The organism is Sphingobium sp. S6 (assembly GCF_905120495.1).
GTDB classification, from domain to species: domain Bacteria; phylum Pseudomonadota; class Alphaproteobacteria; order Sphingomonadales; family Sphingomonadaceae; genus Sphingobium; species Sphingobium agri.
The window spans coordinates 411,486-437,788 of sequence record NZ_CAJHOG010000002.1; the positions used below are offsets into that span (position 1 = coordinate 411,486).

The following is a 26,303-nucleotide window of genomic DNA, read 5'->3' on the forward strand; positions in this document are numbered from 1 at the left end:
CAAGCCCTTGAGGGAAGCGGTTCGCGGACAGCGGCGGAACCGAATCGATGTCCTGCGCGTATTCCCAAGCCGCGCGCGGGTGCGGCGGATCGAAAGGGGCGGCGAAGTTTACATGAGTTCAGGGCAGGCGAAACGCGTCCGGCATGCCTTGGGCGTTTTGATGATTGCGGCGTCACCTCTTCCGCTACAGGCCCAGACTTCCAGCGGCGCTTCCACCGGCACGGTTGCGCCGGAACAGGAGCCGCCGATCCTGCCCGACGAGGAATTCGAGGCGCGCCTCCCCAAGGCTGGTGAGAGTGACACGGCGAACCCCTCCGCTCCGCTCCCGTCGATCGACAGCTGGATCGACCAGCAAATGCCGCAGGCCCGCGCGCCCGTCGAACTGCCCCCCGCTACTGAACCCGCAGCGGAAGCAGAGCTCGCCCAGCCCCTCCCCCCGCTCGACAGCGTCACCGTGCCTGCCCAGGTGGCAAGCGAAAGCCCCAATGAGAAAACGCCGGAAATCCGCTATGCTGTCGAGATTGACGGCTTTGGCAGGACCGGCCTTGAAGATGAGTTCCGGGGCGAGTCAGCGCTGATCGATGGGAATGGACGCGCCGACACCGCCGCCATGGTGCAGGCCCGCGCGCATGAGGATGAAGCGCTCGCGGTGCGGCTGCTCTATTCGGAAGGCTATTATGACGCGACCGCCCTCGCCTCGCTCGACCAGACTGGCAAAGGCACGTTGAAGGCGGTCTTGTCCGTCACGCCGGGCAAGCGGTACAAGATCGGTGACATCGTGATCAACGCTGGGCCTACGGTGCCGCCCGGGCTCGTCCGCGACAGCCTGCCGCTCAAGACCGGCGACTATATCGTCGCCGCCGATGTGGAAAGCGCGGAAGCCAATGTCGGCGTGAGGCTTCCCGAAAATGGCTATCCCTTCGCCAAGGTCGGCGAACGGGACATATTGCTCGATCCGGCGACGATCACGGGCGACTATACATTGCCTGTCGAGGTCGGCCCGCGCGGGTCGTTCCGGGGCATCACCACCTCCGGCGCCAAGCAAGCCTTTGGCGCCGACCATATGAAAGTCATCAGCCGCTTCAAACCCGGCGAACTGTATGACAGCCGCAAGGTCGACGACCTGCGCCGCGCCCTCGTCGCGACAGGCCTTTTCTCCAGCATCGCGGTCGATCCGGTGGGCACGAACGAGCCCGGCCCCGACGGCACCGAATATGTCGACCTGCATGTCGACCAGGAAGCAGGACCGCCGCGCACCCTGGCGGGCGAGCTTGGTTATGGCACGGGGCAAGGGTTCCGCGCAGAGGGCACATGGACGCATCGCAACCTCTTCCCACCGGAAGGCGCACTGATCGCCAAGGTCATCGCGGGCACGCAGGAACAGGGCGTCTCGGGCACCTTCCGCCGCTCGAACGCGGGCAAGCGGGACAAGACCTTCCAGGCTGGCGTCCTGCTCAACCACCAGAATTACGATGCCTACGAAGCATTCACCGCGGGCCTGAACATCAGTTGGTCGCGCCAATCGACGCCGATCTTCCAGAAGCGCTGGACCTACACCTATGGCGCGGAAATCCTGCTGTCCAACGAACAGACGACGATCGATCCGGCAACGGCGGAAAAGCGGCGACTGACCTATTTCATCGGCTCGCTGCCGCTGCAGGTCGGCTATGACCGCTCAAATGACCTGCTCAATCCGACCAAGGGCTTTCGCGCCAATCTGCGCCTTTCGCCCGAGGCATCATTGCAGGGTAATGTGTCGCCCTATGTGCGCGGCACCTTCGACCTTAGCGGCTATTATCCCGTTTCCGATGCGCTGGTGATCGCGGCGCGGACGCGGCTCGGCACGATCAGCGGCGCTGCCCGCGACCAGATCGCGCCCTCCCGCCGGGTCTATGCAGGCGGCGGCGGATCAGTGCGCGGCTTTGGCTATCAGGAACTGGGGCCCAAGGACGTCAATGACGATCCCATTGGCGGCCGGTCCGTCAACGAGTTCGCCGTCGAGGGCCGCTATCGCTTCGGCAATTATGGCGTCGTCGCCTTCGTTGACGCGGGCCAGGTCTATGAAAGCGCCATCCCGAAATTCTCGGACATTCGCTATGGCGTAGGCTTGGGCGGCCGCTTCTATACCGACTTCGGCCCGTTCCGGGCGGACATAGCCATGCCGATCAATCGGCAGCCCGGCGAATCCAAATTCACTCTCTATATCGGCATTGGACAGGCTTTCTGATGGCCGAAGATACGCCTCCACCCGCTCCCGAAAGCCAAACCGTGATCATCCGGGAAGGTCGGCCGTTGTGGCAGAAGATCGTTTTCGGCGTTGCCGGTCTGATCCTTGGCCTGGTCGTCCTCGCCGCCGGGTTGCTGCTCTTCCTCAACACGCAGCCGGGCAAGAAATTCCTGATCCGCCAGATCGCGGCGCTGAAGCTGGAATCCGGCATGGCGATCGAGGTCGGCCGTATCGAAGGATCGGTCTATAGCGACATGGTCATCCACGACCTTGTCCTGCGTGATCCCAAGGGACCATTCGCCGTATCGCCACGCGTTCATGTCGTTTGGAGCCCCTTCCGCTATCTCAGCAACCATATCTCCGTCCGCCTGCTGGAAAGCCCGCTTGTCGTGCTGGCCCGCAGCCCACAGTTCAACGTCACGCAAAGCGATCCCAACGCCCCGATCCTTCCCAACCTCGACATCGACGTCGATCGGCTGAAGATCGCCAAGTTCGTGCTGGCGAAGCCGGTGATCGGCCAGAAGCGCGAGATCGCCATTGACGGCGTCACCCACATTGCCGATGGCCGTGCGCAGCTTAGCGCCAATGCCGTGGTCGATAGCGGCGATCGGCTCCAGGCATGGCTCGACGCGGTGCCCGAACAGAACCGCCTGGCCATGAAGGGCACGCTGACCGCGCCCAAGGGCGGCGTGATCGCAAAGATGAGCGGGCTCACCGATGGCCTCACCGCGACGCTGGACGGGCGTGGGACATGGCAGGCGTGGAACGGCCGGATCGTCGCCAACTCGCCCAAGGGCGAGCTTGCGAACATCGCCCTCGCCGCGCGCGACGGTAATTTCACGGCCAAGGGTCCGGTGCGCCCCGGCCTCGTCTTTGCCGGAACCGTTGACCGGCTGACCGCCCCCGCCCTTGATGTCGATCTCTTCGCCGGGCTTAACGAGCGGCGCGTGAACCTTAAGGGATCACTCCGCTCGAACGCGCTCGCCGCGACGGCGCAGGGCCTCATCGACCTCGGCAAAAGCCAGTTCAGCGGGCTCAAGATCGACGCCGCACTGCTGACGCCCGGCGCGATCATGGAAAAGGTGCGCGGCAGGGATGTGCGCGCTTCGATCATCCTCGACGGCCCCATGGCGACACCCTTCATAAACTATGATCTCACCGCCGCGATGCTCGCCTTCGACCAGACCGGCATCGAAGGGCTGAAGGCCAGCGGCCGGGCAGTGATCGATACCGATCGCATCCGTATCCCGGTAAACGCGACCGCGCGGCGGGTCACCGGCCTCAATGCAGCAGCAGGCGGGTTGCTCCAGAATCTGCGGGTAAAGGGCGACTTCGCTTATTCCGCAGGCAAGCTGATCAGCGACAATCTGAAGATCGACAGCGATCGGGTGGACGCCACCGCCATCGTCCTCGCCGACCTCGACAACGCCATTTACCGAGCCGCGCTCAAGGGCCGGGTGAACGATTACAAGATCGACGGCGTCGGCATCGTCAACCTCAACACCGATGTGGAGTTGGTGCCGGGCCCCAAGGGCGGCTGGGGCCTTGCGGGCAAGTTCGGCGTCCGCACCGCGCGCTGGGAAAATGCGTCGGTGCGCGATTTCCTTGGCGGCAATGCCGTCATGTCGGGCCGCATCGGCATGACGCCGGAAGGCAAGTTCACCCTTGCCGGCCTCAAAGGCGCGGCACCCAATTTCCGCATCCATTCCGGGTCAGGCAGCTACGACACCAATGGCGCGATCACTTTTGACGCGTCCGCGACGTCCAACCAATATGGCCCGCTTGCGCTCACTGTTCGCGGCACGATGGAACGGCCGCAAGCTATCCTGCGCGCGGCCCGGCCCAATGTCGGCGTGCAACTGTCCGACGTCGTTGCAAAGCTCAATGGCGAAGCAGGCGGCTATCGGCTGGAAGCGACTGGCGGCTCCGCCTATGACCCCTTCTTCGCCAATGTGCTGATCCGCACGGGGCGTGGGCCGCTTACGATCGACATCACACGCGCGCGTTTCGCGGGCGTAGACATGAATGGCCGCCTTCAGCAGACCGCCGCCGGACCTTTCGCCGGACGGCTGGCCATGAACGGCTCGGGGATCAACGGCACGGCGCGGCTCGCGGCCGTGGGCAAGGCTCAGGGTATCGCGGTCAACGCCACCGCCAGCAACGCTCGCCTGCCCGGCGAAGCCGATGTGGTGATCGGCCGCGCCATAGTGGCGGCCGACATCGTGCTCACTGACCAGCCGCGTATCACCGCCGATGTGCAGATGGCGAACGCGGCCTATGGCGACTATGTCGTGCGCAAGGGACGGGCGCGCATCAATTATCAGGGCGGACGCGGACGCGCGCAGCTTGTTGCGGATGGATCGACGGGCGTGCCCTTCTCCATCGCCATCAACGCAGCGCTTCGCCCCAACCTCTACGCCGTCGCCTTGGAAGGCAAGGCGAGCAACATCCCCTTCCGCTTCGCCCAACCAGCGATCATCCGCATCGAACCGCAGGGCTACCGGCTCGAACCCGCGACGCTTGTCTTGCCGCAAGGAAGGGTTGATCTTGCCGGACGGTTCGGCGGGCAGACCGCCCTCCAGGCCCGGTTCAAGGATTTCGACCTCGCCATCATGAACATCGCCAGCCCCGGCCTCGGCATCAGTGGCAAGGCGACGGGCGCGATCGATTTCAACCAGAGCGGCAACGCCTTCCCCACCGCCACCGCCCGCATCGCGATCAATGATTTCCGCCGCTCAAGCCTGTCCGCCGTGTCCGATCCCGTATCCATGGCGATCGAGGGCCGCCTGTCAGGGCGCGGCGGCGATCTGCGCGGCCTCATCCGGCGCGGCAATGCGCCGCTCGGTCGCTTCATCGCCACGCTCGCGCCTCCTGGCCCCGGAGCCAGCTGGACGCAGCAACTCCAATCGGCGCCGCTCGGTGGCGGCATCCGCTACGCCGGCCCGGCCGATGTGCTCTTCTCCTTCGGCGGGCTCGCGGACCAGCAACTGACCGGCCCGATCGCCGTCGCCGCGGACTTCAGCGGCCGCCTCACCGCGCCGCGCCTCAACGGCCTCGTCCGCGCCAACGCGCTGACCTACGAAAATGAAACCTTCGGCACCCGCCTGACGCAGATGCGCCTTGATGGGCGCTTCACCAACGATCGGCTGGAGATACGCGACTTTTCCGGCCGGGCGGGCGACGGCACCGTGCAGGCAAGCGGCTCAGTGGGGCTCGCCGCCGAAAGCGGCTATCCCATGAACATCGCCGTCAAGCTGGACCGCGCCCGCATCGCCCGCAGCGAAGCCATCACCAGCGTCGTGACCGGCAACATCAACGTCACGAATAGCGCGGCGAATGGCGGGTTGATCAAGGGCGACCTGTGGCTCCCCGAAACCCGTTACCGCATCGCCTGGCAGGGCGGCGCGGAAATCCGCCAGCTTCAGGGCGTCCGGCGCAAGGGCGAAGGCACCGGCCTGCTCGACCAGCGCGTCGCGTCCCGCCAAGCGGCGGCGAAGCCCGCCGACTGGAAGCTCGACATCCGCGTGCGTGCCGACAATGAGATCTACTTGACCGGCATGGGGCTCGATTCCGAATGGAAGACCAACGTGCGGGTCACGGGCACAACAAAGGCCCCGCGCGTCGTCGGCAAGATCGAGGTGATACGTGGCCGCTACAGCTTCTCAGGGCATCAGTTCGAACTTGAACAGGGAATCATTACCTTCAACGGGCCGATGATGAACCCGGTGCTGGCGATCCGCGCCGAAACCCGGATCAACACGGTGACCGCAGGCATTGCAGTGGGCGGTACGGCGCAGCGGCCCGACATCAGCTTCATCTCGACGCCCACCCTGCCGCAGGACGAGATATTGGCGCGCATCCTGTTCGGCGACAATGTCGCGAACCTGTCCGCCACGCAGGCGATCCAGCTTGCCGCCGCGCTCAACGGCCTGCGCGGTGGCGGTGGCGGCCTCAATCCGATGGGCAAGCTGCAGAACGCGTCGGGCGTCGACCGCATCGGCATCGTCGGCGGGGACGATGCCACGGGGCGCGGCACGTCGCTGGCAGTCGGGCAGCGCATCTCCAACAATATCTATGTGGAAGTGATCACCGATCCCAAGGGCTTCACCGCCACCCAGCTGGAAATCTCGCTGTCAAAGACGCTGAGCCTGCTGTCGAAGACCGGCACCAACGCCGGATCATCGGCAAATCTGCGCTATTCGAAGGATTATTGAAGCCGCTCCGCGCGGTAGCGGGCGATCAGCCCATCATATTCATCCATGCCGGGGAAGCGCTCAAAGCTGACCGCCGCCCCGGTTTGCGCCCAGGGCAGCTTCTCCGCTGTCTGCGTTTCCATCCAGGGCGCGAACCAGCTTGCATCGTCCAGCATCGTCGCGCGGACATTGACGAAGCCCATGTCGGCGGCAGGCCTGGTAAAGACCCAGCTCTTGCACCAGCCGCAATGATGATGGTGCACATCCTCGCCATGCATCCCGCCGATCACGGTATCACCCGCGATCAGTGCAAAGCCGCTCGACGGCATGATGATCGTGGTGGAAAAAGCGCTGCCCGTCATCTTCTGGCACCCGGTGCAATGGCACGCCGCCTCACCCCACGGCGCTTCGCTCAACTGGAAACGCACCCGGCCGCACCGGCAATGACCGTCGATGGGGAAATCGGGGATAGGCATGGGGCTTCTCCTGTTAGAGCGGAATGCATTTACTCTGTATCACGTAGCCCGTTCGGGCTGAGCTTGTCGAAGCCCTCTCCTTCCTAAAAAGGTAGAGCCCTTCGGCAAGCTCAGGGCGAACGGTGCTAAGAGGTGGCGCTGATTTAAAGCGCGAAACTCTAGAGCCGACGTAATTGATCCTTCCTATCGCAAGATGGGGAGTATTCACGCGCGCCCTCAATGAAAGTCCCGCGACTTGGGCAAGATGCGCACATTGCGCGGATGGCTGGACGTGCGCGGGTGCTGGGGATGCAAGAACTCATCCGCCCTCGACAAGGCGATATGCGGCTTATGCGTATCCGACAGGCGCGACATCTCGGCGGTGCGATCATGCACGCGGGTCGCCATCAGGTGGACGACGCCTTCCTTGCTCCGCTGCACCTCCCCCTCGACCAGCATCAGCCGCGACGCCATGACAGGCCGCCGCTGCATTTCGAACAGTCGCGCCCACAGCAAAATGTTGGTGATCCCCGTCTCATCCTCGATCGTGATGAAGACGGCGTTGCCCTTGCCCGGCCGCTGCCGCACCAGCACCACGCCTGCCGTCCGCACCTTGGTCCCGTTCTTCGCCGCCGATGTCTGCGCGCAACTCAGCACGCCCTCGGCCGCAAAAACCGGGCGCAGGAACTGCATCGGATGGCCTTTTAGGGACAGGCGCGTCATCTGGTAATCGGCCGCAACCTGTTCGGCCAGCGGCATGGCGGGCAGCATGGCATCCGGCTCCTGCCCCAATTCTCCCGCCGCTTTCTGGTCCCGTTTGCGGGCAGCGGCGAACAGCGGCAATTCATTGGACGGCGTGCGCCGCGCTTCCCACAGAGCCGCCCGCCTGTCCTGCCCCAACGACCGGCAAGCGTCCGCGTCCGCCAGCAGGCGCAGCGCCCGCGCAGGCAACCCCGCCCGCCGCGCCAGATCCTCAAGGCTGGTGAACAGGCCCTGCGCCCGCGCCTCGACCATCTGCGCAGCCCAGGTCTCGCGAAAGCCATCGATCTGGCGAAAACCCAGCCGCAGCGCCAACGCCCGGCCTTCCCCTTCACCCCGCCGCCTGTTTCGCGATCGAAGCAGGGGTTCAAGCGCATTGTCCCACCCGCTCATGTTCACATCCACATCATGCACGGCAACCCCATGCTCCCGCGCATCCCGGACGATCTGAGCCGGAGCATAAAAGCCCATGGGCTGCGAATTCAGCAACGCGCAGGCGAACACGGCAGGCTGGTGGCACTTGATCCAGGCCGACACATAGACCAGCCGGGCAAAGGACAGAGCATGGCTTTCAGGAAAGCCATAGCTGCCGAACCCTTCGATCTGGCTATAGCATCGCTCGGCAAAATCGCGCTCATATCCACGCCGCACCATGCCGCCGATCATCTTCTCCTTGAACTTGTCCATGCCTCCCACCTGCCGGAAAGTCGCCATCGACCGCCGCAGCTGATTGGCCTCCGAAGGCGTAAATTCCGCCGCGACAATGGCGAGCTTCATCGCCTGCTCCTGGAACAAGGGGACACCGTAGGTATCCTTCAGCAACTCCCGCAATTCGTTGGGATTGTGGGGTGGACTGGGCGAAGGAAATTCCGCTTTTTCGAGTCCTGCCCGCCGCCGCAAATAAGGATGAACCATGTCACCCTCGATCGGGCCAGGCCGTACAATCGCGACCTGCACCGTCAGGTCATAAAGATTTTCCGGCTTCAAGCGCGGCAGCATGTTGATCTGCGCCCGGCTTTCCACCTGGAACACGCCAATGCTGTCCCCCTTTTGCAGCATGGCGTAAACAGCAGGGTCTTCGGAATCGAGATCGACGGTGAGGTCGTAATCGCCCAGTCCATGACGCCGCATCAACTCATAGGCTCTCCGGATGCAACTCAACATGCCGAGCGCCAGCACATCGACCTTCATCAAGCCAAGCGCATCGATATCGTCCTTGTCCCATTCGATGAAGCTGCGATCGGGCATCGCGGCATTGTGAATGGGCACCGTTTCATCCAGCCGGTTCTGGGTCAGGACGAAGCCGCCGACATGCTGCGACAAATGCCGTGCGAAAGGCGCGCGGATCAACTGCTCAACCAGCGATCGCAATCGGACGATCTCCACGTTGTCGAGAGAAAAGCCCGCGTCGATGAAACGTCCGTCGCCCAGATCGCGTGAGTAACTTCCCCAGACGGTGCTCGACAGGCGCGCCGCTATATCTTCGCTTAGTCCCAGCACCTTCGTCACTTCACGTAGAGCGCTTCGGGACCGGTAATGAATGACGGTCGCGGCGATTCCCGCCCGTTCGCGCCCATAGCGACGGTAGATATATTGCATCACCTCCTCGCGCCGCTCATGTTCGAAATCGACGTCGATGTCGGGCGGCTCGTTCCGCTCTTCTGATACGAAGCGCGAAAAGAGCAGGTCGTGCTTCATCGGATCGACGGAAGTGACGCCCAACAGAAAGCAGACGATGGAATTGGCTGCAGACCCCCGGCCTTGGCAGAGAATAGGAGGTTTTTGAGCGCGCGCAAATCGGACGAGATCGTGGACGGTCAGGAAGTAATAAGCATAATTTTGCCTTCGGATGAGCCGCAGCTCCTGCCCGATCAGTGCTCTTACCTTAGGAGGCAATCTGCGTCCGTAACGCCCTTTTGCCCGGCGGCGCACCAAATTCTCCAGCCAGCCATCGGGTGACCAGCCGGGCGGAACCGGCTCATGAGGATATTCATATTTTAAGTCGGTAAGGACGAAGTCGATCTGATCGACGAACCGGATCGTTTCGGCAAGCGCTTGCGGACAGTCGGCATAAAGCCGGGCCATTTCGAGGGGAGGCTTGATATGCCGTTCGGCATGCGCTTCCAGCCGCCGTCCCGCCTGCTTCAACGTCACGCCATCCCGAACGCAGCTGAGCACGTCCTGCAATGGCCGCGATGATGCTTCGGCATACAGCACATCGTTAGTCGCTATAACGGACACGCCCACCTCTCCGGCAATCTTCTGAATGGCGGCGGCATGACGGCGGTCTCGTCCATGATGGCGCAGGGTCAGCCCGAGCCACACGCGTCCCGGCGCTGTGTTCTGCAACCGGCGCAGTGCATCCTGCCATGTGGGTGGAGCCGCGGGCGGCACCAGTTTCAGGTGAGAGATGGATACCGCTTCATCACCGGACGGATAGGCCGGAGGAGCTTTATGCGCCTCTTGGGGGCGGGCCGTGGAAAGCGGCAGGATGATCAGCAGAAGATCGTCGAGGTGATCGATCAGATCGCTGAAGGTAAGAATACAGTCGCCCTTCACCGCCTCCATATTGCCCTTGGTCAGCAGGCGGGTGAGCCGTCCCCAGCCCAAGCGGCTTTTGGGATAGGCGAGAATATCAGGCGTCCCATCGACAAAGACCAAGCGAGCGCCCATTACCAGGCGCAGATCGGTATGACAGGCCGCTTCTTCCTGGGCGGTCAGTTCGACCGATTCACCTCTCTCCTTCTTCGCTTTGATCATGGCATCACGTGCCTTGCCGGGTGCGTCACGCAACGCGACATAGGCGCGCACAACGCCAGCCACGCTGTTCCTGTCGGCAATGCCGATGGCCTGAAGCCCCAATTCAATCGCCCGGCCGACAAGGTCGGAAGGGTGGGAAGCGCCGTGCAGGAAGCTGTAATTGGACATAACGCCCAGCTCGGCGAAACCAGGACCCTGCTTTAAGGGCGGCGCTATTGCAGGCTTCCTCCCATCCTTCTCCCTTGCCTCGATCCTGTCCAGCTCCCGCCGGTCAGGGGATTTAGGCTTGGACGGATCAGGCCCCTTGCCGCGTTTCATGCGAACAGGCCGTGGATATACCATCCCGGATGCCGCGCCTCCGTGCCGTAAAGGCCGTGGCGGAAAATCCAGTAGCGGCGGCCGCGCGCATCCTCGATCCGGTAATAGTCGCGGGTCATCCCTGCGCTTTCGCCCGCCAGCGCACCGTCCTTCGCCTTCCACCATTCGGGCGCGATCCGCTCGGGCCCTTCATAGCGGGTCACTTCATGCACGCTGCGCCGCCAACGGAAATGATGGGGTGGGCCATCCGGAACTTCCGCCACCACCTCGATCGGCTGGGGCGGATCGAACAAATGGATGGGGCGCATGGGTGGGTCGCCCGGTTCGCCCTGGCGCGGCCAACTGGATGGCGTGCGGCTTTCGATCGCGGGCAAGGCGAGCTGCGCCTGCTCGGGAATATGGCTGTCGCGCGGCTCCAGGCGCTGGATGCGATTGCGGCCGGCCCGCACGGACAGCCGGTCGACGAGCGCCGCGACCGCTTCCTCGCGCCGCGCTTCCCCGCCTTCCAGCGCCAGTTGGGTCGCAGCCATCGGCTCGGTCTGCGGCACGGCAAGGCGCAGCATGTCGAAGCCGAAACCGGGATCGAGCGGATCGGACAGACTGTCGATCCGCTCCTGCACCAGCCGCATGATCGCGGGCGCGTCGCGCACTGGCAGCCCGGTTTCCACCCGCAGCGGAAAAGCGAGACCATCGGTGCGAAAGAACAACAGCTCGAACCGCCGCCCGCCTTCGCCCCGCTCGGCCAGCCGCTCGCCCGCTTCGGCCGCCATCTCCTCGACCCGTTGCAGGGCATAGGCGGTGCTGCCCACCGGTTCTGCGAAACGGCGCTCGATCCGCAGCACAGGGCGTGGGCGGCGGGGGCTAAGCGGACGGTGCCCCAGACCCAGCAAGCGATGCAGCGCATCCACCGCCTCCTCGCCAAACCGCGCGGCCAGCGTTGCGGCTGGCCTGGCGGCAAGGTCGCCGATGGTGCGCAGCCCCGCGCGTCGCAACGCCACGCTGCTCTCCTGCTCCAACTCCAGCGCCTCCACCGGCAGGCGGCGCAAGGCAGCCTCTTCATCGGGCGCTGGCCCTGCGGAAAAGCGGCACAGCGCATGGGCTCCCTCCGCCGTGCCCGCTATCGCATGACGCACCTCCATGCCGTGCCGCTCGAACCGGTCCACCGCCTCACGCGCCAGGGCCTCCTCCCCGCCCCACAGATGCGCGCAGCCGGTGATGTCCAGCATCAGCCCATGCGGCGGATCGATCGCCGCCGCCGGCGTATAGCGCGCGCATCCATCGCACAGCCGCTCCAGCCAATCCTGGTCGGCATGATGATCGGCTTCGAAGCTGACAAGGTCGGGCTCCTGCGCCCGCGCATCAGCCAGCGTCATGCCCGCGCTCAGGCCCAGCGCCAGCGCGTCGGCATCCGGCGTGACGAGGCGCATCGCCCCGCGCACCGACTCGACGATGGCGACCGGCCCGGCACCGGCCTGCGCCTGCCACAGATCAGGCCGCGCGATGCGCAGCCGGTCGACCGGCAGGAAGGGGAACCACAGCGCCAGGTAGCGCCGCCTCTTCAGCGCGTCCTCCGCTTGCCCATCCATGCTCATGGCGTTCATCGCACTCTTCTCCAAAATCTCCCCGCTCGGCATTCCACACCATCCGCCATGTCATGCCGTCCGGTCCCGACCTGCGGCGCAGCAGGTGGAGTGAAAAGGCGCTCATGCCCGGCGCGTTGCCCGGCAAAGGCAGGGACGGCGCGGCCTCCACCCGCCACCGCGTCTCCGCCGCGCTCGGCACGGGATCGCCGCCGATCCGCAATAGGAAGGCCGTGACTCCCGAAGTTTCGGCCGCCAGCGCCAGGCGCCGGCTTGCCGTCAAATCCATGAGCGGCGCGCGCCCGCGCAGTTCGATGACGAGCGCACCCAGCGCCGGGCAGCGCAGTGCATCGACCGCCGCGCGCAGCAGCAGCGCCTCATCCTTCATCGCCCCGATCAGCAGCCGCGCCGGATCAATCCCCAGTTCCGCAAGCCCCGGCCCATAGGGCTGCGCCCCCGTCCCCTTGGCAAGCCGCAGCCAGAAGAGCGGCAAATCGCCCGCCGCCAGATGAGCAAGGATCAACGACAGGCCCGCTGCCGCGCCTTCATCCTCGTCACCGCCGAACAGCTCATGCAGCCGCCCGCGCGCCAGACCGCCTTGCAACGCCTTATCGAACAGGCCATGTCCCGTCGCCACCGGCGCACCAGCCTCCATCGCCGGAATGCCTTCCAGCAATGCGATATGCCGCCTGAGGGCTGCAAGGGTCTTTACCGACTCGACCATAAGAATGTTCTTCTTATGTTCTTTTTGATCCTTCGATGAACCCTGTCAATCAGGGATTCATTGCCGTTGAGGGAGCGGGCAGGACTCTCAGCGCCAACGTGCGAGAATCAAGAAAGGCCCGCCGCGACATGCGCAGACGGGCCTTTCACTATTCATAAAAAACGCAGGTACTAGCGCGCCTTATTCGCCGTCATCATCCGGTTCAGGTCCTGTCATCATGCCTTCAGCAACTTCCTCGGTCTTGCCGCGGATGGCGCGTTCCAGGCGTTCGGCCATCTCCGGATGTTCCTTGAGGAAAGTCTTGGCATTTTCCCGGCCCTGCCCGATGCGAACGGAGTCGTAGGAGAACCACGCGCCCGACTTTTCAACGATGCCCGCCTTGACGCCCAGATCGAGGATCTCCCCGATCTTGGAAACGCCTTCGCCATACATGATGTCGAATTCGACCTGCTTGAACGGCGGGGCGACCTTGTTCTTCACCACCTTAACGCGGGTCGCATTGCCCACGATATCGTCGCGATCCTTGATCTGGCCGGTGCGGCGGATGTCGAGGCGGACCGACGCGTAGAATTTGAGCGCGTTGCCGCCCGTCGTCGTTTCCGGATTGCCGTACATGACGCCGATCTTCATGCGAACCTGGTTGATGAAGATGACAAGGCATTTCGACCGCGAAATCGATCCCGTGAGCTTGCGCAGCGCCTGGCTCATCAGGCGCGCCTGAAGGCCGACATGGCTGTCGCCCATCTCGCCTTCGATTTCGGCGCGGGGCACCAGCGCGGCCACCGAGTCCACCACCAGCACGTCGATCGCGTTCGACCGCACCAGCGTATCGACGATCTCCAGCGCCTGTTCGCCAGTGTCGGGCTGCGACACGATCAGTTCGTCGATATCGACGCCCAGCTTCTTGGCATAGACCGGGTCCAGCGCATGTTCCGCGTCGACAAAGGCCGCAACGCCGCCCGTCTTCTGCGCCTCTGCAATGGCGTGCAGAGCGAGCGTGGTCTTGCCCGAGCTTTCCGGGCCATAGATTTCGATGATGCGCCCGCGCGGCAACCCGCCAATGCCAAGCGCGATATCGAGCCCCAGCGATCCCGTCGAAATCGCCTCGATCTCGATCTTCTCGCGGCTGCCCAGCTTCATCGCCGAACCCTTGCCAAAGGCGCGGTCGATCTGGGAAAGGGCCGCTTCCAATGCTTTCTGTCTGTCCATTGTCCCTGTCTTCTTGGAATCGATGAGTGAGAGCATTGCTGTCATCGGCCTATCCCCTGTCAAGCGGAAGCGCCGATTAAGTGGCGCCTTGGCCACTACGTATCCGCTTTGTTCTCAAAGAACAAGAGGGGAACGGAAATTTCCTATTTAGGCGGAGAGCACCTTGGCCAGCGCCCGCTCGACCGCGCCGATCGTATAGGGTTTCGCCAGCGTCGGCCGATCCGCATGACCTGATGGCACATCATCAGCCATGCCGCCCGTGGCGAAGATGAAGGGAATTCCAGTCTCGGCCAATATGTCGGCCACGGGCCAGCTTTTCTCGCCCTGCAAATTGCAGTCGAGCAGCGCCGCGTCAAAGCCGCCCCTGCGCGCCTGATCGCAGGCTTCATCCACCGAAACGGCAACCGCGTGCAGGCGATATCCCAATGTTTCGAGATAATCTTCCAGCATCATGCCGATCATTGCTTCATCTTCGACCACCAGGATGGTCTTGCTGTCCGACATGTGCGACCCCCTATTTCGTCACGCTCGCTATCTTATCATCGACGCGCGGACCAGTATAAACGCTTGATCGTTCAAGAAGTTCATTCAGCCGTGGGCCGCATCGCCAAGGCATCACGCGCGGCCTCTGCCAACTGGCTGACGGAAAAGGGTTTTGGCAGGAAGGCGACATTGGCAAGGTCGATGGACTTGCGCAGTTGTTCCTCGGCATAGCCCGACATGAACAATACCGGAAGGTCAGGATGCGTATCCCGCGCGCGCGCAACCATGGACGGGCCGTCCATATTGGGCATGACCACATCGGAAATCAGCAGGTCGATCTGCTCGCCGCCTGCCAGCACCTCCAGCCCCTGCTCGCCGTCATGGGCGGTCAGCACCTTGTAGCCCTGCCGCGACAGCGCGCGTTCGGCAACGGCGCGGACCATATCCTCATCCTCGACCAGCAGCACGGTGCCGGTGCCCCATGTCTCGCTGCGCTTGATCGGCGCCTTTGCGGGGATCGCCTGCTCCATGTCCGCGCCCTGATAGACGGGCAGGTAGATGACGAAGCTCGCGCCCCGCCCGAGTTCGGATTCGGCAAAGATGTAGCCGCCCGATTGCTTGACGATGCCATAGACCGTCGACAGGCCCAGCCCGGTGCCCTTGCCCAATTCCTTGGTCGTGAAGAAGGGTTCGAAGATCTTGGAAAGAATGTCGGGCGGAATGCCGAGCCCGGTGTCGGATACGCGCAGCGCGGTATAGTCGGCGGCTGGCAATATTTCCTGCCGCATCTCGCGCACCTTGCCCGCCGGAACCGCATAGGTCTGGATATTGAGGATGCCGCCTTCGGGCATGGCGTCGCGGGCATTGACCGCCAGGTTCACGATCACCTGCTCCAACTGACCCGGGTCCGCGCGCACCGCGCCCAGGTTGCGGCCATGGCTGACCTCCAGCTTGACGCTCTCGCCCAGCAGGCGCTTCAGAAGGTTGGAGACATCGGCAACGATGTCGGGCAGTTGCAGCACCTGCGGCCGCAGCGTCTGTTGCCGTGAAAAAGCGAGCAGCTGGCGCGTCAGCCCGGCTGCGCGATTGCTGTTCGACTTGATCTGCTGAATATCGTCATAGTCGCTGTCGCCCGGCGTATGGCGCATCAGCATCAGGTCGCAATGGCCGATGATGGCGGTCAGGATATTGTTGAAATCATGCGCGACGCCGCCAGCCAGCTGGCCGATCGCCTGCATCTTCGTCGCTTGCGCGACCTGCCGCTTGAGCTTGCTTTCCTCGCTATTGTCCTTGAGGCTCAGCAGCACCGCCGCCTCGCCCAATCCACGGACGCCCGCGAGGCTCAACGCGGTCGGCTCCTCCGGTTCGTTCCGCAGCCTGATCGCAATGTCGCCGGACATTTGCGGCCCCACGGCAAAGCGGCGCACGGCATCAGCGACGGCCGCCTGATCCTCGCGCACGACAAGGTCGCCCGGATAGCTCGGCTTCTCGCTCCGCTTCAGCCCCACGGCACGGGAAAAGGCGCCGTTCAGGAACAGGATGCGCCCGTCGCGATCCGCCATCGCCAGGCCAAAGGGCAGCAGCGACAGCAGCGTTTCGATATAGGAAAGCGCCGAGGTGCCGCCCGCGCTGCCCGCAGGCTCGTCGATGAGCAGCAGGAGCATCGGGCCGTCCTGCCCTCCGCCCTGCCCGCTCCCCTGATAGCCGCCCGGCTGCGTCGCCCGGCGCAAGGGCACCTGCAACAGCCGCAGCGGCAACCCGCCCGACTCTTCCCGCGCCAGGAACAGCCGTCCCTTGTCATCGACCCGCATATGGGCCGCAAAATCGCGCCCGGTGATGTTGGCGTCGATCCGCCCCGCCGCGCGCAGCAGGAAAGCGCCATTGGCCGAGCGGATGCGCCCTTCCCCCCCGATCATGACCGCCATGATCCCGGCCTCACCCATCTGCCGCCCGGCATCGCCCGTCAGCAGCCGATGCACGTCATCCAGCGCGTTGGGCTGGCGTACAGGGGTAAAGCGCCACAGCAGATAATCTTCCGACCGGCCCGTGCGGCTGATATCGACGTCCAGCCGTAGCGCGCCCTGCGCCATGCCTTCCACCCGCGCTTCGCCGTCGCGCCAGGCCCCGCGCGCGGCATCGGCAAGGCTTTCGGCCAGCCCCGTTTCGGCCGTGATGTTGGGGGGCGTTGGAAATCCGGGAAACCATTCCCCGAACAGGTCGCTCGCGCAAACGAGCTGCCCGGCACGATCAGTGACCGCGATCGCCATGCTCGACGCGTCCGCCGCGGCCCGCGCGACCGTCCAGTCCGGCACCGCGTCAAGGTCAGCGGCTTCTTCGGGAAAGAGGCGGCGATACCAGCTGAGCAGCGCGGCGGCGGCCAGGATCATGGCGCCGAAACCAGCGCCGACCGCCGCATTGCCGCTCGCGAAAATGACCAGGATCGCGGACAGCAGCGCAGCCAGTATCAGCAGCGGCAGGGCCAGCCGGGAAGGGCGTTCGCCCGTCCACGCTTTCCCATCCCTTTTGATACGCGAGGCCATCGGCCGGCCTTCCCCCTGAAAACGCCTGGACTATTCTACCCGGCGTCAGACGCGGGCGACTTCTTCCAATGCGCTGCTTTCGGGTGCCTTGCCAATCCTCAATTTACGCGCATGCCATTTCCGGCCCATCCTGTGGCGCCAGAACCAGTCGGCCAGAAAATAACCCACGACTGCAAAGGCGATGGAAATAAGGGCGAGGCCGAACAGCATGGCGGGCGCCGCTTCGGAAAAGAGCCAGGCGCACCATTCGCGTATCGATGCATGCTTGTCGACCAGCGCCATGAAGCCCGAAGCATCGGCGCTGCGGCCAAGCAGCCAATTACCGATATAGACCGACGCCATCAGGAACAGCGGCGTGGTGGCGGGATTGGACAGGAATGTCATCGCCGCCGCGATCGGGATATTGGCCCGGAACGGCAGCGCCAGCAGCGCCGCGCCCGCAATCTGCACGCCGGGGATCAGCAGAAAGATGCCGACGAGCAGCCCCAGCGCGACGCCACGCGGCACCGACCGGCGGGTAAAGCGCCACAGCGACGGTTCCAGCACCCGGTGCGCGACTGGCGCGATGAAGCGATTTTCCTCCATCGACTCCCGGGTCGGAGCATTGGCGTGCCACCAGCGGGCCAGACGGCCCATGCTCGCCTTGGGCCCCATCAGCGATGCGCCTTCATGATGCGCTGCTGATCGCGCTTCCAGTCGCGTTCCTTGATGGTGTCGCGCTTGTCGTGCGTTTTCTTGCCCTTGGCGAGCGCCAGCTCGACCTTTGCCTTGCCGCGGCTGTTGAAATAGACGCTCAAGGGAACGAGCGTCATCCCCTTGCGCTCCACCGCGCCGTGCATGCGGGCGATCTCCCGCTCGTGCAGCAACAGCTTGCGGGGCCGCTTGGGTTCATGATTATAGCGGTTGCCGTGGCTGAATTCGGGGATGTTGCTGTTGACCAGCCACACCTGATTGCCCTTCACCTCGGCATAGCTTTCGGCGATGTTGCCCTCACCGAAGCGAAGCGACTTCACCTCCGTCCCCTGCAGGGCGATGCCCGCTTCGAACACGTCCTCCAGAAAATATTCGAAGCGCGCGCGCCGGTTCTCGGCGACGATCTTCTTCTTGTCGAACAGTTCGGGACGGGGGCGGGCCATGGCTCTCTTAACTAACTCACTTCACCATATAGGGCCGCAGCCCCTTTCAGACGAGACCCGCAATTTCCAAAGCGCGATCGACGGCGGCTCGGCTCGGTTCCGAAGGCCAGGTGATCGGCAGGCGAAGCTCGCCGGGCATGTCGGGCCGCACCCGATTAAGCGCATATTTGACTGGCCCAGGTGAAGAATCGCTGAACAGCGCGTCATGCAGCGGGTAGAGCCGGTCCTGCAGCGCCAGCGCACCGGCCCAATCGCCTGACGCGCACGCAGCCTGGAACTGCGCGCACAGGCGCGGCGCGACATTGGCCGTGACGGAGATGCAGCCCCTGCCCCCCATGGCGTTGAATCCCAAAGCGGTTTCGTCATTGCCGGACAGCTGGCAGAAATCATCGCGGCACGCGAGCCGCTGCGCGGTGACCCGCCCCAGATTCCCGGTAGCGTCCTTGATGCCCACGATCGTCTGATATTCTTCGGACAAGCGGTGGATCACCGGCACACCGATATCGGTAATCGTGCGGCTCGGCACATTATAGAGGACGATCGGCAGCTGGCAGCGTTCGGCCAGATAGGCGAAATGCTGATAGACGCCTTCCTGGTTGGGCTTGTTATAATAGGGCGCGACCACCAGCGCGGCGTCAGCGCCTGCGGCTTGGGCTGCAAACATATGCTCCAGCGCGATTCGCGTGTCGTTGGAGCCGCAGCCCGCGATCACAGGCACCCGGCCCGCCGCCTGATCGACGCAGATGGCGACGACGCGATTATGCTCCTCGACCGTCATGGTCGCGCTTTCCCCGGTGGTGCCGCACGGTACGAGCGCGCTGCTTCCCTCCTCGATCTGCCAGTCCACCAGCGCGCGAAAAGCCGCCTCATCCACGGCTCCATCGCGGAAAGGGGTGATCAGTGCCGGAATCGACCCGGAAAACATCAACAAACTCCTTCAATTCACCGGCATTCCGGGGCACATTGTCGCCTCAAGGCGACGGGGCGCTATAGCGCGTCATTCAGGGCCTGATAAGGATGGAATTGCGATGATGTCCAGTAGGCTGTCAACTCGCCGCCCCGAAACAGCAATGGTCCGCATGCCCTTGATCGCTCTTCTTCTTTTTACCGCCGGCGCCAGCGCCCAGACCGAAACACCAACAGCATCGCCCTATCCGCCGGGCGCAGTAGTCCAGCAACTGCCTGCCCAGACTCGGCCCTCGTCTCAGCCGTCGCCCTGGAATCAGGTCAGCAGCCGAATCGGCGTTGCGTCCGATCCATCGATCTCCGCGACGATCAGCCAGTGGCGCGCCTTGCAGCAAAGCGATGGTCTGGGCTTCTCCTCCTATGCCAGCTTCATCCTCGCCAATCCCGGCTGGCCGGGGGAGGACCGGATGCGGCGGCTGGCGGAAACCGGCATTAACCCCAACAGCTATGATCCGCGTCAGGTGACGGCCTTCTTCGCGCGCTTCCCGGCCCGGACCGCCACGGGCCATGCCCGACATGCGCTGGCGCTGATGCAGATGGGCCGGGCGGCCGAAGCCCGCATCGCCGCGCGCAGCGCCTGGATCGGCGGAACGCTTTCGCCGGACGATGAAGCAAGATTGCTTTCGATGTTCGGCTCGGGCTGGACAAGCGCGGATCACGACCAGCGCGCCGACATGCTGCTGTGGGGCAATGACATTGCCGGTGCGCAGCGGATGCTCGCCTATGTCACGCCATCGCGGCGGCCGGTCTATGAAGCACGCATGGCATTCCGCCGGAAAGCGCCGGACGCGGCTGTCCGGATGCAGGCCGCAGAAGCCATCGGCGTCTCCGACGCAGGCTTCGTCGCGGACAAGGCCACATGGCTGATGAACACCGGCAATTGGGTCGCCGCCCGTCAATATCTCGCCAATCGCCCGCAGCTGACCTTCCGTCCGGGCAATGCCGAAAAATGGTATGAGGTCCTACTGGGACAGGCCCGCGCCGCCGCCAACGACAGCCAGTGGAGCTTCGCCTATGGCATCGCCAGCAAGCTCGACGACGCCTACGCGCCCGGCACCGACGTCTCCAGCCGCCCGATCGGCGAGCGTGATGACTATACCAGCCTTGCCTGGCTGGCGGGCTCGACCGCCTTCTACAATCTCAATCGTCCATCCGACGCAGCGGTGATGTTCCGCAGCTACGCCACGGCTGCCAAATCTCCCCAGACCCAATCCAAGGGCTATTATTGGGCCGGGCGCGCAGCACTGGCCGCAGGGGATAAAAGCACCGCGAACAGCTATTTTGCCCAAGCGTCGGTATTCCCCGACCAATTTTATGGTCAGCTCGCCCTGGAACGCGTCGGGAAACCGGTGCCTGCGCCCGCCGCCGTCGAACGGCCGGTGGAAATCTCTGCCGCTGATCGCACCGCCTTCAACAATCGCTCCGTGGTCCGTGCGGTGAAGGCGCTCGGGCAAATGGGCTATTGGGAGGATCAGAGCAAATTCGCCCGCGCGATCGCCAATAATGCCGACAGCGACAGCGACCATTATCTCGCCGCAGAACTCGCCAAGAGCATCGGCAGGCCGGACATGGGCGTGATGGTCGGCCGCCGCGCGGTTTCGAGCGGCCTCACCGGCTATGGCGAGAGCGCTTTTCCCCGTGTGCCAGTGCCGTCTACCGCACAGTCCAACTGGACGATGGTCCACGCCATCGCCCGTCAGGAAAGCCAGTTCGACCGCCAGATCGTCAGCCATGCGGGCGCACGCGGCCTCATGCAGCTGATGCCCGGCACCGCGCGCGAGCAGGCGGGCAAGCTCGGCCTTGGCTACGACCCCGGCTCCCTCAACGATCCCAGCTACAACATCATGCTGGGCTCATCCTATTTCCAGCGGATGCTCGACTATTATGGCGGCAGCTATCCGCTGGCGGTCGCGGCCTATAATGCAGGGCCCGGCAATGTGAACCGCTGGATCAGGGCCAATGGCGATCCGCGCCTGCCGGGCGCCGACATGTTGCGCTGGATCGAGCAGATCCCGATTTTCGAAACGCGCAACTATGTGCAGCGCGTGCTTGAAAATGCGGTGGTGTATGAAGCGATGAACCCGGAACGCGCGCGCTTTCGCGGATCGAACACGCCGCTGTCCAAATATCTCGGCAAGCAGACGCCGGGCTGACGCTTCTCATTCTCCTACCGGGTTGAGCCTGTCGTATCCAGAGGGACTTCGACAAGCTCGACCCGAATGGATAAAGATGTCCCGTCATGACCGCTCATCCCAACTATATCTCGCCCGAAGGCTTCGCGAAGCTGCGCGCCGAATATGATCAGCTGCTTGGGCAGGAGCGGCCCCGCATCGTGGAGATCGTCAGCTGGGCGGCAGGCAATGGCGACCGCAGCGAAAATGGTGACTATCTCTACGGCCGCAAGCGCATGCGCGAAATTGACAGCCAACTCCGCCGCCTGTCCAAGAAGATGAAGGACGCCAAGGTCATCGACCCGCGTCAACAGCCCGACAAGACCCGCGTCTTTTTCGGCGCGACCGTCACGATCGCTGACGAAGACGACAATCACCGCACCGTCACCATCGTCGGCAATGACGAAGCCGACGCCAGTGCAGGCCGGATCGGCTGGAACTCCCCAATCGCCCGCGCCCTGCGCAACGCGGTGATAGGCGACCTGCGCCGCGTCATGCTCCCTGCCGGGGAGAAGGAATATGAGGTGATGGAGATCAGCTACCCGGAGTGAGCACGTCCAAATGCCTGTCGTCCCAGCGAAGGCCGGGATCTCATGCAACAGGTAGAACATCAGCCCGGAGACCCCAGCGTCGCTACGACCGTTCCGTCATATGATCCCTTAGAAGGGTCTGTAAGCGACCAAAGCCAGTCATTCAGTAGCTAAATTTCGACACTCCGAAACAGACTTTGAAGGACGGGGCGGTGCGCTTGTGTCGGTGGCTACCGCCGAATAAACGTGATGGATGAATACTCAACCAAGGCTCCCTGCGCTTATTCTCTTCGCTATCATCCTGTCGGGAGGATTCGGGATCGTGCGCATGGCCCTCTTCCGCCACGACTTTCTCGGAATATCGACCATCATCGTCGCCTTGGCTCTAACGGCGGTCTATAAGCGTCTTGCAATTTCGAGGCGTCCTGATGTTCGCAGCGTCACGGGCAATCCGCAATCGAAATGGCCAATCCAACTCGCTTCAGTGGCAAGTGACAGCTTCGAGATTTTTCCAGGCCGACCGGAAGGCTATGTCGGTTATACCGAATACACCGCGATGAGTGTCGATGTTAATGATGATCTAGCAGCGCGACAGCCCGCTCAACAGTATGCGCTATTGGGCTTCGGTAGTGGTTTTCTTCAAGAAGTCCGGAACAGGCTCCCTAAAGTTGAAGGCTCCAGTCGCACCCATTTCCGCGTCGTTGATGCCTCTCAGCGTTACAAGGAATCGATCGGCTGGCTAGCTTATCTACAGCGGTCCGGCACAGACAACGCACCTCCCTCCACAGAAAACCTTCATTCGGTCGTCCAGTCCGTAGCATCGGCCGTTGGCTCCAAAGGGCCGATCACAATGAAGTTCTGGGACAAAGTGCATAACAAGCAGAGCCAAAACCTCGATGCAAGTGGCACATCGCCTGAAATGCTAAAGGAATGGACAGGCATCTATGAAACGGCGTTTGTAGAAGGACAGCAACAGGCGCGCGGTGCGGCCATCATAACTAAGCCAATCTAATCGGTATGGCGGCTTTCCTACACTCGCTGCCGGAAAGCTGACTGACGGGAAGCCACCCATACCCGTCATCCCAGCGAAAGCTGGGATCTCAGGAGAGTTTCTGCCCAATCGAGAAAGATGCCAGCTTACGCTGGCATGACGAAGGGCGGAACGCCGGGGGTCACCGAAAGCCGTCCTCAGCCCGCCCCCTCACCGCACAACCTTCTTCCCCACCGGCTGCGCCTGCGCGACCACCGCGCCCGGCTTTGCCGCCAGCCGTGCGATCGTCTTCAGCGCATAGTCCAGCTGGAAATCCTCGATCCCCTTCTTCTTCAGCTCCTCCGCCGTCATGGCGAAGCGGGGGTCTTCCTTCGTGTCTTCCTCCAGCGCGGCATTGTCCGTCTTAATCTCGTTGATCAGGTGACGGCGCAGGTCGCTTTCGCGGAACTTCGGGCGGTTCTTGTAATCGGGGTCGGACAGCTGGGGTACGCGCACATCAGGCTCGATCCCGCCTTCCTGCACAGATCGCCCGGACGGCGTATAATAGCGCGCCGTCGTCAGCTTGAGCGCCGTCGTATTGGTCAGCGGCAGCATCGTCTGCACGCTGCCCTTGCCGAAGCTGCGCTCGCCCATCACCAGCGCACGGTGCTGGTCCTGAAGCGCGCCAGCGACGATCTCCGACGCTGAAGCAGAGCCCGCATCGACCAGGACGATGATCGGCAATCCCTTCGCATCGTCACCGGGCTTGGCATAATAGCGCTCGACATCGCCCTTGTTGCGGCCACGCTGCGACACGATCTCGCCGCGTTCCAGGAATGCGTCGCTCACCGACACGGCTTCGTCCAGCAGTCCGCCGGGATTGGAGCGCAGGTCGAGGATATAGCCGGTCGGCTTATGGCCAAGGCTCTTGTCGATGCTGCGGATCGCCTGCCGCAGATCGGCGCCGGTGTTGGCGGAGAAGCTGACGATGTTGATCACGCCAATGCCGTTCTTCACCTCCCACTTCACCGGCTTCAGCTGAATGATCTCGCGGGTCAGCGTCACGTCGATCGGTTTGTCGCGGCCCGCGCGCACGATGGTCAGCTTGATCGACGTGCCCGGTGCGCCGCGCATCTTGTCGACCGCTTCGTCCAGCGTGCCGCCATAGATGAGCTGCCCGTCCAGATGGGTGATATAATCGCCCGCCTTGATCCCCGCGCGCCAGGCGGGAGTATCCTGCGTCGGCGCGATCACCTTGACCGCGCCATCCTCCTGCGTGACCGACAGGCCCAGGCCGCCATAGCTGCCCTCGGTCTGGGTGCGCAGATTCTGGAAATCGCGCGCGTCAAGGAAACTTGAATGCGGGTCGAGGCTGGCAAGCATGCCGTCGATCGCGCCCTTGATCAGCTTTTCGTCATCCACCTTCTCGACATAGTCGCTGCGGACTTTCTGGAAGACGTCCATGAACTCGTCGAGCGCCTTGTAGCTGCTCGCTTCCCCGTCCGCGAGCGCGGCCGTGGTGGCGGGGATGAGCGCGAGCGCACCAAGGGCAACGGCGCCCCGGAAGAAATTGGATTTCATTGCTGTCCTGAGTCCTGGCATCAAGCCATCAGTATAGGGAGGTTCTCAGGCAGACGCAAAACATCGGTGAGGCCGCGCGTCCGGCGTAACGCTATTCGTGCGGCCGTAGTGCCTGGTTGAGATCCTCCATCACCTGCGCGATGGGTTCGACCACGGTGACGCTGCGTCCTTCGCCAAAGCGGATGCGGGTGCCTTCCGTGACCGAAGATACGAAGGTGACCTGCGCGGCGTTGATGGCGGTTTCGGTCCGGTCGGCGCCCACGAACATCACGAGCATGGCTTTCCTCTCCTTCTGGTTGGATGGAGAGGTTAGCCGCATTTCCGCTATGCGCCAGCCATTTTCGCCTCAGCCTGACGCGTCAGCCGGGACGGATCGCCTCGATGAACAGGCTGGCGCGGGCATCCAGCCGCTGCGCCTCCGCGGCGAGTTGACCCGCGGCCTCCCGCATGGCGCGCGCCCCGTCGACCGCCGCGCTCGCATTGTTGCTGATCTGGCTGGCGCTCACCCGCACATGGTCGCTGGATTCGCCCGCCTCGGCCATGCTCGCCGCAATGCCCCGGCTGAAGGCGCCATGGCGGGCGACCGCGTCGAACAAAGATGTGGAAAGCCGGTCCGCTTTCTCGATCGCTGATCCCATCAGCCCATGCCCCTGCGCGACATGGCCCACCGTCGAGCGGATATGCTCGATCCGGCTGGCGATTTCGGCCGCCGCCTCCCGCGTCTGCCCCGCGAGCAGCTTCACCTCGCGAGCGACTACGGCAAAGCCCTGCCCCGCCTCCCCAGCCCGCGCGGCTTCTATGCCTGCGTTCAGCGCCAGGGTGGCCGTCGCCCGCGCCACGGCGTCGATCAGCGCCGTCACCTCGCCAATGCCATCGGCCTGCACCCGCAACTGCTCGGTCTGCGCCGATCCCAGCCGCGTCTGCTCGACCGCAGCCTTGATCGCGGCGCCCGCCTGCCGCACTTCCCCCTCGATCGATTGGAACAGCAGGCCAAGGTCATTGGCCGATCCAGCAATGCCGGTGAGATTATCGGCGGTCTGTGCCGCCGCCACCGCCATGCCCGCTGCCGCCTGTCCATTATCCGCCGCCCGTTCCGCCGCGTCGCTCGCCAGCCGGGACAGCATATCAGCCATGGCCACCAGATCCGCGATCAGCGTCGCTATGTCGTCGCTAAACCGGCCGCTTTCCCGCGTCACCCGTTCCAGCCGCTCCGCCCGCGCCACCGCCACGCGGGCATCGCGTTCCGCCGCAAGCTTCAGCAGCAATTGCCCGCCGACCATGCCCGCATAGCAGCCGCCCTCCACCACGATCAGCCCTTCGCACTTCTGCCCCTGCGCCGCATAAAGGTCGATCAGCATCTCGATCGTCGCGCTCCGTTCCACCGATGCGCAGGGCCGCACATGATCGTCGAGCCGCCCGCCAAAACTCGGATTGCGCAGCAGTGCATGGCCGAACGGATTGAACAATATGCGCCGCATGTCCCGCTCATAGATCGCGCCCCTTGGCCGATCCGCGTCATCTAGCACAGGCAGGATGCGCAGCGACGGGTTCTGCTGAAACTGCTCCACCGCCTCGCTCAGCGGCCGCCCCAGACGGATGAAGGGGCTCGCCATGACGAATGGCAGTCCCTGCCCCTGGGGCAGGCTTGGCGAAGGTTCGAGCATCATGGGCGCGTACATGCGCCGCTGGTAGCGCCCCAAT

18 protein-coding genes are annotated in these 26,303 nt (G+C 63.8%); 5 read left to right on the top strand and 13 right to left on the bottom strand.

Going from position 1 to position 26,303, the window contains the following annotated elements:
• The first annotated feature begins 112 nt into the window (after positions 1-112).
• Positions 113-2,227, top strand: a complete 2,115-nt coding sequence (locus SPHS8_RS09135) for an autotransporter assembly complex protein TamA (protein WP_201515239.1) — start codon at positions 113-115, stop codon at positions 2,225-2,227.
• Entirely contained in the window at positions 2,227-6,441 is a 4,215-nt protein-coding gene (locus SPHS8_RS09140; RefSeq protein WP_201515240.1) for a translocation/assembly module TamB domain-containing protein, read from the top strand. The genes SPHS8_RS09135 and SPHS8_RS09140 overlap by 1 nt, the downstream gene beginning before the upstream one ends.
• On the opposite strand, the gene SPHS8_RS09145 is transcribed toward SPHS8_RS09140, so the two are convergent.
• The 10 genes from SPHS8_RS09145 to dapA all read right to left on the bottom strand — a co-directional run bounded on the left by SPHS8_RS09145 (position 6,435) and on the right by dapA (position 19,309).
• A complete protein-coding gene (locus SPHS8_RS09145; protein WP_201515241.1) occupies positions 6,435-6,896 on the bottom strand; it encodes a GFA family protein in 462 nt (153 codons plus the stop codon). The genes SPHS8_RS09140 and SPHS8_RS09145 overlap by 7 nt on opposite strands.
• Before the next feature lie 216 nt (positions 6,897-7,112).
• Entirely contained in the window at positions 7,113-10,712 is a 3,600-nt protein-coding gene (locus tag SPHS8_RS09150) for an error-prone DNA polymerase (protein ID WP_201515242.1), read from the bottom strand.
• A complete protein-coding gene (locus SPHS8_RS09155; protein ID WP_201515493.1) occupies positions 10,709-12,304 on the bottom strand; it encodes a Y-family DNA polymerase in 1,596 nt (531 codons plus the stop codon). The genes SPHS8_RS09150 and SPHS8_RS09155 overlap by 4 nt, the downstream gene beginning before the upstream one ends.
• A complete protein-coding gene (locus tag SPHS8_RS09160; RefSeq protein ID WP_201515243.1) occupies positions 12,201-13,016 on the bottom strand; it encodes an ImuA family protein in 816 nt (271 codons plus the stop codon). The genes SPHS8_RS09155 and SPHS8_RS09160 overlap by 104 nt, the downstream gene beginning before the upstream one ends.
• A 180-nt stretch (positions 13,017-13,196) precedes the next feature.
• Positions 13,197-14,270, bottom strand: coding sequence for a recombinase RecA (recA, locus tag SPHS8_RS09165; protein WP_097090727.1), 1,074 nt, complete (start codon positions 14,268-14,270; stop codon positions 13,197-13,199).
• A 102-nt stretch (positions 14,271-14,372) separates the two neighbouring features.
• Positions 14,373-14,729, bottom strand: a complete 357-nt coding sequence (locus SPHS8_RS09170; RefSeq protein ID WP_097090726.1) for a response regulator — start codon at positions 14,727-14,729, stop codon at positions 14,373-14,375.
• Positions 14,730-14,809: 80 nt separating this feature from the next.
• The gene (locus tag SPHS8_RS09175; RefSeq protein WP_201515244.1) at positions 14,810-17,248 is read right to left on the bottom strand and encodes a hybrid sensor histidine kinase/response regulator; all 2,439 of its coding nucleotides are present in this window, start codon (positions 17,246-17,248) and stop codon (positions 14,810-14,812) included.
• 45 nt (positions 17,249-17,293) lie between these two features.
• Positions 17,294-17,902, bottom strand: coding sequence for a DUF2062 domain-containing protein (locus SPHS8_RS09180; RefSeq protein WP_236575055.1), 609 nt, complete (start codon positions 17,900-17,902; stop codon positions 17,294-17,296).
• Positions 17,902-18,384 (bottom strand): SsrA-binding protein SmpB, encoded by a 483-nt coding sequence (smpB, locus tag SPHS8_RS09185; RefSeq protein ID WP_201515245.1) that lies wholly within the window; start codon positions 18,382-18,384, stop codon positions 17,902-17,904. Before smpB ends, SPHS8_RS09180 begins: the two co-directional genes overlap by 1 nt.
• Before the next feature lie 46 nt (positions 18,385-18,430).
• Positions 18,431-19,309, bottom strand: coding sequence for a 4-hydroxy-tetrahydrodipicolinate synthase (dapA, locus tag SPHS8_RS09190; protein WP_097090723.1), 879 nt, complete (start codon positions 19,307-19,309; stop codon positions 18,431-18,433).
• A gap of 154 nt (positions 19,310-19,463) precedes the next feature.
• On the opposite strand from dapA, the gene SPHS8_RS09195 reads away from it, so the two are divergent.
• From SPHS8_RS09195 to SPHS8_RS09205, 3 genes are all read left to right on the top strand, one after another.
• Positions 19,464-21,503, top strand: a complete 2,040-nt coding sequence (locus SPHS8_RS09195; protein ID WP_201515494.1) for a lytic transglycosylase domain-containing protein — start codon at positions 19,464-19,466, stop codon at positions 21,501-21,503.
• Between the two features lie 86 nt (positions 21,504-21,589).
• Complete coding sequence (gene greB, locus SPHS8_RS09200; RefSeq protein WP_201515246.1) at positions 21,590-22,072, top strand: transcription elongation factor GreB; 483 nt, start codon at positions 21,590-21,592, stop codon at positions 22,070-22,072.
• Between the two features lie 307 nt (positions 22,073-22,379).
• Entirely contained in the window at positions 22,380-23,063 is a 684-nt protein-coding gene (locus SPHS8_RS09205) for a hypothetical protein (protein WP_201515247.1), read from the top strand.
• A 189-nt stretch (positions 23,064-23,252) separates the two neighbouring features.
• Here the strand turns inward: SPHS8_RS09205 and SPHS8_RS09210 are convergent, their stop codons facing one another.
• The 3 genes from SPHS8_RS09210 to SPHS8_RS09220 all read right to left on the bottom strand — a co-directional run bounded on the left by SPHS8_RS09210 (position 23,253) and on the right by SPHS8_RS09220 (position 26,281).
• The gene (locus SPHS8_RS09210; protein WP_201515248.1) at positions 23,253-24,602 is read right to left on the bottom strand and encodes a S41 family peptidase; all 1,350 of its coding nucleotides are present in this window, start codon (positions 24,600-24,602) and stop codon (positions 23,253-23,255) included.
• 91 nt (positions 24,603-24,693) lie between these two features.
• Positions 24,694-24,879: a hypothetical protein gene (locus SPHS8_RS09215; protein ID WP_097090720.1), complete on the bottom strand. Its 186-nt coding sequence runs from the start codon at positions 24,877-24,879 to the stop codon at positions 24,694-24,696.
• Between the two features lie 82 nt (positions 24,880-24,961).
• Positions 24,962-26,281, bottom strand: a complete 1,320-nt coding sequence (locus SPHS8_RS09220; RefSeq protein WP_201515249.1) for a methyl-accepting chemotaxis protein — start codon at positions 26,279-26,281, stop codon at positions 24,962-24,964.
• Positions 26,282-26,303: the final 22 nt, after the last annotated feature.